Below are 12,257 nucleotides of genomic sequence, written 5' to 3' on the forward strand. Positions count from 1 at the left end.
TTTCTTATTAAAAATTAGATCTCGACCTGCCGAAAACAAGTTAAATTCTCTTAAATCTGATTTAAACGATTTTTTTGAAAAGCAGGCATTATTATTAAATAACATGCATTATTATCAAATACTATTTGGAAAATCGGAAACCTTGTGGAAAATAGTAGAACTCAAATTATATTATTGCTTATCATATGCTTTATTGCTTATCATATGCTTCTTTCAATATTCTATCAACGATAAGTTCTAAGTCTTTTAAATACTTGGGCATTTTCATTGCTAGAGCTTTTAAAAAGAGAAGTTTTTCTAACGATATAGCGTATTCTTTTTCTTCTATCGCATTTTCCTTTAAATAATTATAATCAAATGTACATATCTGGTTCCATATTTCAAATTCAAACTCGCATATTCCAATGTCACCATATAAGTTTTTTATATTGTTAGGATACTTCTGAGCTAGTCTCAAATGGTCCCCTCCTGATATAACAAAATCAATATCTTGGCCTGATTTTCGAAGTCCATAATATTCCATCGCCTTTCCTCCGATTAATAAAGGCTTATGTAAAAACTTATAATCAAGCTTGCCTAAATCAATATACATCTCCTGATCCCCTTACGAAATAAAAAATGTTAACCCAGAATGGCATCTATTTTTTATGTTTCTTTAAAATCTTGCTATTATCCGGCGCACGGATAGCCGCTGAACCGGGCATGGACGGAATACTCCCAGCCAAAGTTACATTGGAAGGCCGGATGGTGTTTCTCCGATCCGAAATTAACTCTTAATCGCGAAACAAGTCTCTCAACCCGAGGTCCCACTGCGCCCATAATTCTCTCAGATCTTTACTATTCTTTAATATTTCAACAACGGTCTGATTGGGCTCCGTAAAGATTACGGGATGGTCTTCTTCTCCAAGCTCTTTATTTACGGGCTTGGAAATCTTTTCTTCGTATATGGAAAACTGAGCATCACGGCCTAGCTTGTTACCTCTTGCATCCAGTCTTATCCATTTATCCAGATCTTTTAAATATACGGCATTTAAGCCGTGTAAGAATTTTATATTAACATCACGACTTGAGGAGAGTTTCTGATAACAGAACCCAGCCGGCACCCCGAAATATCTCAGCATGGCTGCAAACAGATGAGCTTTGGCACAGCAGATCCCGTGCCCGGCTTCCAGAACTTCGGATGCCGAACAGGTAACTTCCTGTACACATGTAACTTCCTGTGCACATATATCCCCCGAATGATGAATCTCATCCCGGACGAACTCATAAATTTTCTTGATCAAGATGATTTCGTCTTCCGTGCTTTGCTGTAATTCAAGGCATTTTTCAACAATCAGCTTATGGTCGTAGTTTATGATTTCACTCTTTTTAAGGTAGTCCTGAAGATTCTCGCTTTCAGCATGCATTTTGGTCGCCTGGTTATGAATAGTATAAATCCTGTATATAATCTGAGCCTAATACTTAAGTTGGTATGAAGTTTTTTTATTAATTGGAGTTTATAATTATATCATACCTAAATAATTATATCTAAATATCTTCGATTTTTCTAAAATTTAAGGGAGATATATGAGGCAATGATGTGGAAGGGGAGGAAGAGGACGAAATCATAACTATATAAAAAAATGTTGAAAAGGATTTATTCGATGAACAGAACAAAATTCTGGATCGATTCTATTCGCTGATGCTCCTGACATTTACAGTGTTCGTTTTTTCGATTACAGCTCTTACTTTCATTTTCGGCAGAGGAGTCCCTAAAATCATGGAATCTATTGGTTCCCATCACATCTCCTTTTTTTTGTACACTCATGGCCTTTTTTATTTCTATTTTTAATTTGCTGGCTTTATTTCACCATAGAAGGTTGGTACATAGGGGTGGCGTGATAAGACATCGAGAAGGCAATGAACTCATAATTAATAATTTGAAATTATATCGCTTTAATGTAAGGCATAAAAATTACTATGTAATCGCGATTACTTTTGTTGGACTTGCATTCACGTCTTTCTTTAATAGTTTTGTACATCATCATATTCAGAAAGGACATCCTGAATCTACGCTTAAGACTTTTGATTTCCCTCACGAAATATTTGCCTCAGAATTGAAAACATGGTAGGAGGCTTTCAATCGCGGTACTATAAATATAAATACCGAGAACGTGCGACCTGGTCAAACTAAAGAAGAAACCAATATGGTTTCGATACTCTTCTTGGCAGCCGATACTACTGATGCGTCTCGCCTCCCATCATATAGATCCCAGGCTTTGCTTTATTCACAGTCGCAAATCGTCTATTTTTCCGGCCATGGCACACCTACAGGTGCGTTGTGATTTGATAATCTGGCAGGGAAACAACACCCCGTCGAGTCTGATGCGTTGGCTGCATTGTTTGAATAATTTAGCGGTCAGGTGAATTGTGTGGTATGGAACGCCTGTTACTCAGAGATTCAGGCAAAAACCATCCCTAAACACATCAAATATGTCATTGGCATGAAACCAGGGAATCGGCGATAAAGCTGCTATAGCCTTCGCTATTGTTTTTTTCCAGGCATTAGGAGGAGGGCTTAGCATTGAAAATGTATATAGATCTGGATGTGTACAAATCCAACTAGACGGTATTCCAGAGCATCTAACGCCGGTTTTAATAAAGAAGGATCAGTTACAATTGCCCTGTTTTCCAAGCTCGGAGAAAAATATGACAGCTGAGCTTGATAACCCTACAACAGGATTTTGAAAAACTGTGTCAAGTAACCACCTTATTTTGGGAAGTTAAAAAGATCCTAAACATATAAGAAGTCTTCAGGCTGGCTGGAAGTAACCCGGAGATATTAAAAAATAAGACCAGCTTCAACAAAAAAGAATGTGGAGAATATTTAAGGAAGGTGGAGAGTATTCATTTTTGGAACTGGTCTCTGTAATAGAACAACTTACTTATTAAAAAACTTTTTGAAATATATGAGGCACATCTTTAAAAAAATATATGTAATGTGGGGATCTAGGGAGAGAATCGGATTCAATGCAGTTTTCAGTCATAAAAAGGAGAAACTAAGGGTCTGAAAATTAAATTTTATATTCAGGTTTGACCTGCACCTGCTATTCAGATTGGAAAAAAGATTAAAAAAGAGATCCAGAACGGATTCACACTTCATTCTTGCAGTAATCTCTAAAATTAACGGATACTTTTCATCCCGAACCGAGCAAGAAGAAGCCCGAAAAACTTCCGCTCCTTATCCCCCGTTCTACTTTTTCTTCCGCTTCTCTTTTTTCGTCCCTGCCTCTTTTGCCTCTTATTTTCTTTCCTTGTTCCCGGAATATAGATACGAAATTAAAAAAACGTATTAATTCTTAATATGTTTATATAGAAACATGTTAACATTTAAATAGTAGATCGCCATTGATAGTAATGCTACAAAAAGTTATGTTTCCTTCAGAAAGCTTTAACAAGTATCGATTTTCCTGCAAAGAAAGAAGATGTTGTTAAGCACGAAGGATAGAAACATCATGGTTGACATCTGTGAAATAGCGATAATCTTCGGAAAAGGAGCACACGAACGTTACAGATGCCTCCAGGGAACTAAAGGAGACCGAATAAAAGTAAAGGGGGATATCATGGAAACTGAAAGTAAAAGCAGATTTATTACAGAACTCCCTATGGAAACTCAGAAAATATTAAACGAAATAACCTATCCTGTAAACAGGAGCGACATTATTGGGCAAGCAAGGAAGAGCGGAGCAATCCCGGACATAATGCGGGGATTTGGCATGCTTCCGGACAGGCAATACAATAGCGCTGCGGACGTTGCCGAGGAACTTCATATAATTTACTTGGGGCCACCCGCCTAAGCTTAACTTTTTTTCATTTTCCTTAATAACCGGTGACCAATTCAATCCTTTCCTATTTCTTTTTTAAAACAATCCTTTTCTTTTAAAACAATCCTTTCTATTGCGTTTTTAACGTATCCTGTGGAATCTGGAAAACCTATATTTCTCATGCCGGGTCGGTCAAGGAAGCTCTCAAACCTCTCGACTTTTGTACAATTTATCCCCCTTTTTCTCTTTTCTCTCTCCTCTTCTTTTCTCCCCCCTCTTCTTTTCTCTTCCTTCCCCTTTTCCCGATTCCTTCTCCTTTTCTTCCTCTCCCGCGTTCTCTTAAACCCTGGAGTGAAACTTTTGAATCCTTTTTCCTTGAAAACGCTTTTAAAAAAACGCTTTAAATAAGGAAAAAGGTATCGTTATGCATCATTTTCAAAAAGTTCCCTGATTACTTCAAGTTGTTCCGGAGGGCTTATTACGAGCAGGATATCATCCGGACTAAGCTCCGTCTCAGCCTTCAGATCGTACATAAGCCTGTGATTTCTGGAAATTGCGAGAACGGTAACTCCGTATTTTTTTCGGAGATCAATATTTCCAAGAGTTTTTCCTGCAGCTTCTGACTGTTTTTCAACTCTTACACTTTTGATTTCCACATCCGAAAAGTCAAGAGACAGCCCGGAAACATTTTTCCTCTGTATTTCAGGCCCGCGCAGCATCCTATAATGATCAGCCCGAAGTTGAGTGTTCATGGTTTCAATCTCTTTAACCGGGACCATGTATTTATTCAGGACCCTGGAGAAAAGCTCTATAGAGCACTCAAATTCATCCGAGATAACCTCATCAGCTCCGAGAGCATAAAAGCTGTCAATTGTGTCCAGGAAATGAGTCCTTGCAATAATATGAATGTCAGGATTCAGTCTTTTAGCCACTTCAATAATTTGCCAGGTACTTACAGGATTGCCTGCAGTTATTACAATTGATCTGGCATTTTTGATTCCTGCGTGTTCAAGTACGGCTTTTTGAGCGGCGTCCCCATAGATAATGCCTATTCCATTCAGTTTTTCCTGCCGGACAGTCTCCGGATTGATCTCGATTACCATATAGGGGATAGAAACTTTTTGAGCGGCAATTCCGACATTTTTTCCGCTAACCCCATAACCTATTACAATAAGGTGGTTCTCAAGTTTTTTTTCCTGTCCTTCATCCTGCAAACTGTATCGGTTAGTTGTCAAAATTCCGGGAAGGGAAAGTTGCTGGCTGGAAACTGCGGAATAATATCCCAGGTCCGTGATAAAAGGAGTTAACACCATCGAAAGCACGGTAACGGCAAGGAACTCCTGGTAGATTGTCTCGGAAAATATCCCGTTTTCGAAACCTACCTGCGCAGTTACCAGAGAGAATTCTCCGACCTGAGCCAGGGAAAAACCGACCAGGAGCATAGTATGCAGGGGGAAACCTATGAAAAACGTGGTCAAAGCATTTACCGCGGTTTTCAGGACAAGAACCAGGACAGTGGCCGTAAGAATCAGGGAAAGATGCGTTGACATCTGGCCAAGGTTCAGCATCATCCCTGTGGAAATAAAAAAGATACTCATGAACATGTCCTTGAAAGGAATAACCGTCCCGAGCGCCTGGGCAGCATACTCGGACTCGGAGATAATAAGCCCTGCCAGAAAAGCCCCGAGTGCAAGGGAAAGCCCGGCTACGGAAGTTAGCCAGGCAATAGCAAGCCCTATTACTACTATACTCAGCAGGAAAAGCTCATTGTTGCGTGTTTTTGCCACATGGAATAAGACAAAAGGAACCACATAACGCGCACTTACAAGCGTGAGCAGAACGAGCCCTATCCCCCTGAACAAAAGGTCAAGGAGATCACTTCCGACCACTGCCTCTCCTGCAAGCAGCGGAGCAAGGATAATTATCAAGACCGCAGCTATGTCCTGGAAGATAAGTATCCCGAGTGCGATTCTCCCGTGAGCACTGTAAATCTCTCCCTTCTCCTGCAGTAATTTAAGGACAATAGCCGTACTGCTGAGCGCCACAATCAGCCCCATGAAAACGGCAGTTTCGGGAGAATATCCAAGCCGCCACAAGAGAAAAACAACAACAACAGTCGTAATAGACATCTGTAGCCCTCCTCCCAGGAGTACGATCCTCTTTATTTTCAGGAGCTCTCGCAGGGAAAACTCTATTCCTATAGAAAAGAGCAGTAAGATGACCCCGATTTCCGACATAACCTCGATATTCTCAGTCTCCTGAATCAGCCCAAGCCCGTAAGGCCCCGCAAGGATGCCGGCAATCAAGAAGCCCACCAGCGGAGATATCTTCAACCTGAAAAAAATATAAACAACAGGGATCGAAAGGCCAAAAATAATCAGCAGGTCGGTCAGGAGATTTGATGTCATTAGATAAGTAAAAATAATAAATAGTATAAATATTATTTCGACAGCCACTGAAAAATGTTCCATTCAGGAAACAAACAGGGTGAAAAGTGGACAATTATGGGAAGTTTTTAAAGAACAGGGCTGAATTAATAATACAGAAGATATAAAAAATTGTGTTTCTGAAGTGATTCACTTCTATTTTTTATTTGGTTATTTTGTTTCAACGTGAGAATTGATATAAAATGCTCTTATGCAACTTATACACTTTTTTCCTCTCTTCCCTTCCCTTTTCCCGATCCCTTCTCCTTTTCTTCCTTTCCTCCTGTCCGGGAACGCGGATATAAGTTTTTAAAGCTTTAGGCAACCAGACCTTCATCTAAAATAAATTCCTTTGAGAAGCTAAAACATAGCATGAGATGATCAATTCAAAGGAATAACTTAGCTAAGTAGCAACCAGTAACACAAGCTGGACAATGTGATAAATATAAAATGAGTCAAAAGGATTATAGTGAAGTACAACAGAAAGAGAAGTAACAAATAATTGAAAAATAATACTTTCACTCTATATGCATCACTTCTATTAACTTTAAGCTAGAATTCAATCAATAAATATAGAAAAACAATGTGATCAACAATGGGCTTTTATGAAGCTGAAGAAGATGTTTCCTCAATAATCGAACAAGAAAAGGTAAAGGGTTTAGAAAACCTAATTTTGTTAATTATTGGTGCTTCTAATAGACCTATCTCTCTTCTGCATCTGCAAAAAGAAGCTTTTTTGCTTTGGAACTTTCACCCCTATATGAAAGATTTTTTGCACTTCATACATCATTATAGAGGCCCGTTTTCCTCTGAAGTTGAAAAAGCCGTCTTGTATCCGTTTTATTTGGATGATTGTTGGTCATACCAAAAACCACCAAAAAATGACGAATTAAGTGGTGGGTACTTCAAGCTTACTCCTCAAGGTATAGAAAAATATCATAATCTGTTTCAAAATGCACAAAAAAATGAGAGACTGAGTCTTCTACTAACGGGTATCCAAGTAGTAAGAGAGTTATATGATAAATTATCATTCGAGGAATTGTTATTATTAATATATGATACTTATCCAGAATATAAAGTACGGTCAAATGTATCTAACGGCATATTTAAAAAAAGAAAAGTACTTGCACAAGAACTTTATAGGAAAGGGTTCATAGATGAAAGAAGGATGAAGAGTTTGATTGCAGGTAGTAATAATGGTTAAAAATGTAGTTGCTGATACTTCTTTTTATCTATGTTATTATAATGATATCAATAAAAGAAATTTTTTAGATATTTTTCTAAATTCCTACTCTTTTCACTTAGGACCAGAGATTTTGAAAGAACTTCCTTCAGAGCTTTCTGACTGTAGTAAGTTTCAGTCATCAACTGTCTTTAGTGAAGTTTCTTTTTTTGAACTTATTAGACCTTATTTCGGAAGGTCCAAAGAACATGAAAATGATGGAGAGTATGAAGCAATTGGAGTGGCTCTTCACCTAAATTTACACTCCAATCTTAAATACTTAATTCTTGATGAGAAAATTGCTCATAATTTTGTACAGTCAAATTTTAAGTATCTTACTCCAAAGTTAAAGAGAAATTTTAGTTTTATTCGTGACTGTTATAAAATAGATTCATTAATCTCATTGACTGTAGCTATTGAAATACTTGAAACTATCAAGTCATGCGCTGAAAAAGCAATTCTTGAAGGAAATAAGCATAGGCCTTGCAGTACAGATAAAAAAGTCTATAATAATATACTAATTCCATTAATTGAAGAACTTAAGGCAGAGTATGAGTGCTCTTGATTTTGATCCACATATCTCAGTTGAGAAACCATATATAGCTCACGTAAGGAGTCCTGACTATTGCGTACGGACTATAAACCTAGAAAACATAAGTAGAACTATTGAAACTCCTTTCAAGGTATTTCCAGGAAATGACGTGAATAAACTGAACTTTAGTGATTACTCTTCTGATACTAAAAACGCTATTTTTGAAAGTGCACGTACTATTCAACAGACTTCAACATGGATGACATTAGATAAATGTTTAACAGAAATGGGAGCAACTCAGCGTAATAAAAAATTACGGGATATTTTCAAAATAAGTAAAAAATTCTGGGAAAACTCACTAACTACACTCTCCCTCACATTTCCAAGAAATCCCTTTGAGAAACAGGAGTTTGCTAAAAATACATTTGAAGGACTTGATGAAAACAGCTATATTTTTCTTCTTAATTTTATATATTCGAACTCTTCAGCTTTCGTTTTAGTTCCAGATATAAAAATAAAACCGGAATCTTCCATAACAAGATATTTAGAAATTATTGATTTCAGCGTCAGACAATTGTCTGAATGGAACAATAAACCAATTTTTGTACCATTACAAATAGATCTATCGAAAAGAAATTTGACCCAGATTTTAACCCATTATAAAAATAACAATTACTCAAACATCTGTATTAACTTTAATAATCATCCATGTGACAGTGATTTTTCAGCGAACCTAAGATCAATAAAGCAAATCATTGATAATTATATGAATGGTTTAGATGTTGTGCTTTATTATTCACATCTCAAAAAAGAGATTACCCCACACATACATGATACAAAAGTCGCAGCATCAGATATTTTAACTCAGTTTTTAGGAGCCGATTTTATCGGCACTGAGCGCTTTGGCGGTAGTCGTAACTCTAACTCCGATGATCCTGAGTATATAGAATCTCAAGCTCTTAAAAATAATTATAGTTCAATTGAAGAATATGAACAGGCGCTAATGTACCATTCAACAAGGTTGTTTAGTCCAAAAACTTACTACCTTAACTCTGCCTATTTATAGGGACTATATCATCTAATTTGCTTATTTTTTCTCATTTTTAATATCAGTAGAACGATTTCAAATCGAAACTTATATATGCCTATATTCCCTACATAATAGGGATTATGGAACCCTGGGCAAGATGCTGGCTTGAAGATCAGCGTAAAGCTGGAGAAAAATGTCTTGAAATCAAAGTTCGAGGCGCTTGTCATTATGTTTATCGCTCTACGAGTAAATATGACAAAAAAATTAAGAAGGGTCGTAAAGTTTCAGTTTACATTGGTAGACTCGACAAAGATTACGGCTTTATACCTAAAGGTGAGAAACCTAAAACTAATGTGATACCTGTGCCTCACTCTGTCACTGACTATGGAAATTCAATGATTTTACATAATATGATGGGAGAGCTCAAACCTTTTCTCATGAAAAATTTTCCGGAATATTGGGAAGAACTCTATGCAATGTCAATTGTTCGTGTAAATGGATATGTCCCCCTCAAACGAATTAAAGATACTTGGGAAGATCTCTATAATCTTGAAGGTATAAAACCAAATCTTAATCCATCCAATCTTTCAAAAGTGTTAAGGGAAGTAGGCTGTGATAGGTTTGGGCAGAATGAGCTATTCAATCATCTCAAAAATGCAGACACTCAACTCGTCTATGACTTAAGTTCCTGTTTCTCTCGATCTATGAATATTCTACAGGCTGAAAAAGGCTACAACAAAGACTGTATTCAAGTTCCCCAAATCAACTTTGCCTTTCTTTGTGGTCTTGATAGTGAAATGCCTACTATGATCAAATCAGTTCCAGGCAGTGTGAAGGACATAAAGACATTATACAAAACAATAGAAGAGTTGGATATCAGCGATAAGATACTTCTTCTTGATCGTGGTTTTTTCTCAGAGAACATCCTTAACTGCTTAGAAGAAAAACATATCAAATTTGTGTTACCAACAAAAAGGAACAGCCACTATTATGACACAAGAATACACCTTAATGAAGAATTCATCTATCATGATAGACTCATCAAATGTGGTAAAAGAAAGTTAGGAAATAGGTTCCTATATTTATATGAAGACCTGGATCTAAGACTTGAAGAACAGAAGACGATCTTCAGAAAGAGAGAGGAAGGGAAGATCAGCGATGAAGAGTACTCTTTAAAACAAAATAGAGCAGGGAAGTTCTTGATTATCTCCAATTACGACATAGGAAAAAAGGAGATGTATGAACTCTACAAAAAAAGAGACTCGATTGAAAAGTTGTTTGATGCATACAAAACAACATTAGACGCTGACAAATTGTATCTTCATGATGATGAGAGCGTTTATGGGCATGTGTTTGTGGCATTTCTTTCATTATATGCGTACTGTAAATTGTTGAAGGCAATTAAAAAAGCAGAGATAAATGACAAGGTCTCACCCATTGATATCCTATTGAAGTTTAGAAAAGTGAAAAGTATAAACTTTGGTGAAAAAAGTATCATTACTGAAGTTCCTAAGAAAGTAAGAGAATTAGATAAAACTCTCAAATTCAACATATTCCCTACAAAAAATGGGAGTTAAGGTTACTATTATCACAGTTTAAATTGCTACCCTGAAGAAATAGACGCTGACAAATTTCTAAATTCAAAAAAAGTCCACTATAAACTTAAAAACAGCATGCTACTCTACCAAGAAGTAGAAAACACAAAAACCTTTATTCAAGAAACGACTACTGACCCAGCTCAAACTAAGAAACAGTTAAAAGAGTACTTGAATAAAAAGTCAATGATAAAAGAAAATGAAGTAATTCGAAATTCTATCATCCCACGAAGAATCCAAGCAACTCTTTTTAGCGATTTAGCAAATCTTTAATGAAAATAGCTTAATCATTAAAGTGATTAAAGAACAGTTTCAATGCACTCTACATTCTTTTTCCAATACTTAACTCCAGCCTTCCTTCTTTCCACCCTGGGCCTATAGTATAAGTTTTTGAGGATACACATAACGAGACTGTGATCGTATCTTGAAGGAGAAGAAAATTACCCATCGTATGAATGTATATACAATATATAATACATTTAGGAAAAGATAGCAGGGGGAGGAATTTGAACCGTCTCGCATCTCTGGTACAGGCACCTCATAATTCATAGCATATATTGTAAAGGAAAGCTCTTCTAAATTCCCCTGTACCAAGGATGCTTTCCATTGTAATTTTTCCGATGAGCATTTTTATTATTCCTCCTAATAAAACAGAATAAAAGAGGTTTAGGATTATATTTCCAATACCCATTATGCCTATGAATACGATGAGATGTAACCCTGCATATTTAATTAAATCTTTAATAGCAATACTTCCATGTAAATTTTATTCGCTATCATTGTAGAATTCGAAGTTTTTTGGCTCAAAAATTCCTGTTTTCCTCTTCCCTTTTCCCGACCCCAACCTCCTTTTCTTTGATTTCCTCCCTCCCGGGAACCCAGATATAAGTTTTTAAAACCTTCGAAATAACGAGACCACCGCAATAGATCAATTAGTTAGAGATTTCCTGCCCAGTATTTTATCACCAGGATTCCAAATGAAGTGAAAGTTAAAAACACTTCTCACCCTCCATCAGGCGAAGTTTTAAACATACTTACGACCCATATTTATCGCAGCCTGCATATCTGAGAAAGCTCTTTTCCGGGCAGTACTTTATGACCAGGCGGCCTGCTCACTCAGATTTTCAGGGGAAGGGCGAGAAAAATAAGTTTATGATAGGGGATTAAATATGACGTCAAAACTGATGGACTACTTTAATAAGCAACCGAGAATTGGGGTTCTCAGCACAGCGAGTAAAGACGGAAAGGTAGATTCGGCTGTTTTCGGCTCACCTCAGATGACCGATGAAAAGACCGTTGTAGTTGCAACAGGTAATAACCGCACGTTTGCAAACCTTCAGGAAAACCCTTATGCAATGTTCCTGATAATGGAGCCGGGAGCAGATATTATGAGCTGGAAAGGGATCAGGGTTTATATGAAGTTGAAAGAATCTGCAACGTCGGGCGAGATGCTTGACATGATCAGAAATGAGATCGCAAAAATGGCTGGCGAGGAAGCGGGAAAGATGATATACGCTACTGCCACCTTCGAGATTATTGAGCTGAGGCCTCTCGTTGATATGGGACAGGGCTGGGAGAAATCGATCTGAGTTTTAAGAAGTTATAAAGATAAAAATAACAAATCAAAACCAATTTGCTGTGGCGCGCCC

At 37.1% G+C, this 12,257-nt stretch carries 10 protein-coding genes; 6 read left to right on the forward strand and 4 right to left on the reverse strand.

Annotated features, from left to right (window positions below; genetic code table 11):
- Nucleotides 1-190: 190 nt before the first annotated feature.
- Together MSSIT_RS06115 and MSSIT_RS06120 are read right to left on the reverse strand one after the other, a co-directional pair.
- Nucleotides 191-592: a hypothetical protein gene (locus tag MSSIT_RS06115; protein ID WP_052721557.1), complete on the reverse strand. Its 402-nt coding sequence runs from the start codon at nt 590-592 to the stop codon at nt 191-193.
- A 181-nt stretch (nt 593-773) separates the two neighbouring features.
- Nucleotides 774-1,406 (reverse strand): transglutaminase-like domain-containing protein, encoded by a 633-nt coding sequence (locus MSSIT_RS06120; protein ID WP_048170856.1) that lies wholly within the window; start codon nt 1,404-1,406, stop codon nt 774-776.
- A 2,088-nt stretch (nt 1,407-3,494) separates the two neighbouring features.
- Between MSSIT_RS06120 and MSSIT_RS06130 the strand changes: the two genes are divergently transcribed.
- On the forward strand, nt 3,495-3,836 hold the full coding sequence (locus MSSIT_RS06130) for a DUF2795 domain-containing protein (RefSeq protein ID WP_231590443.1): 342 nt from the start codon (nt 3,495-3,497) through the stop codon (nt 3,834-3,836).
- A gap of 389 nt (nt 3,837-4,225) precedes the next feature.
- Here MSSIT_RS06130 and MSSIT_RS06140 read toward each other — a convergent pair whose 3' ends face one another.
- On the reverse strand, nt 4,226-6,211 hold the full coding sequence (locus MSSIT_RS06140) for a cation:proton antiporter domain-containing protein (RefSeq protein ID WP_048174557.1): 1,986 nt from the start codon (nt 6,209-6,211) through the stop codon (nt 4,226-4,228).
- Nucleotides 6,212-6,824: 613 nt separating this feature from the next.
- Here MSSIT_RS06140 and MSSIT_RS06145 point away from each other — a divergent pair.
- From MSSIT_RS06145 to MSSIT_RS06160, 4 genes are all read left to right on the forward strand, one after another.
- Nucleotides 6,825-7,433 carry a hypothetical protein gene (locus MSSIT_RS06145; protein WP_048170863.1) on the forward strand — a complete coding sequence of 203 codons (609 nt, stop codon included), beginning with the start codon at nt 6,825-6,827 and terminating at the stop codon, nt 7,431-7,433.
- Nucleotides 7,426-8,016: a hypothetical protein gene (locus MSSIT_RS06150; protein ID WP_048170865.1), complete on the forward strand. Its 591-nt coding sequence runs from the start codon at nt 7,426-7,428 to the stop codon at nt 8,014-8,016. Before MSSIT_RS06145 ends, MSSIT_RS06150 begins: the two co-directional genes overlap by 8 nt.
- Entirely contained in the window at nt 8,003-9,049 is a 1,047-nt protein-coding gene (locus tag MSSIT_RS06155; RefSeq protein WP_048170866.1) for a hypothetical protein, read from the forward strand. Before MSSIT_RS06150 ends, MSSIT_RS06155 begins: the two co-directional genes overlap by 14 nt.
- 104 nt (nt 9,050-9,153) lie before the next feature.
- Nucleotides 9,154-10,590, forward strand: coding sequence for a transposase (locus tag MSSIT_RS06160; protein ID WP_048170867.1), 1,437 nt, complete (start codon nt 9,154-9,156; stop codon nt 10,588-10,590).
- A 556-nt stretch (nt 10,591-11,146) separates the two neighbouring features.
- On the opposite strand, the gene MSSIT_RS22955 is transcribed toward MSSIT_RS06160, so the two are convergent.
- Nucleotides 11,147-11,299: a hypothetical protein gene (locus MSSIT_RS22955; RefSeq protein ID WP_156158801.1), complete on the reverse strand. Its 153-nt coding sequence runs from the start codon at nt 11,297-11,299 to the stop codon at nt 11,147-11,149.
- 478 nt (nt 11,300-11,777) lie between these two features.
- Here MSSIT_RS22955 and MSSIT_RS06165 point away from each other — a divergent pair, with 478 nt between their 5' ends.
- Nucleotides 11,778-12,197: a pyridoxamine 5'-phosphate oxidase family protein gene (locus tag MSSIT_RS06165; protein ID WP_011023052.1), complete on the forward strand. Its 420-nt coding sequence runs from the start codon at nt 11,778-11,780 to the stop codon at nt 12,195-12,197.
- Nucleotides 12,198-12,257: the final 60 nt, after the last annotated feature.

The organism is Methanosarcina siciliae T4/M (assembly GCF_000970085.1).
GTDB classification, from domain to species: Archaea; Halobacteriota; Methanosarcinia; order Methanosarcinales; family Methanosarcinaceae; genus Methanosarcina; species Methanosarcina siciliae.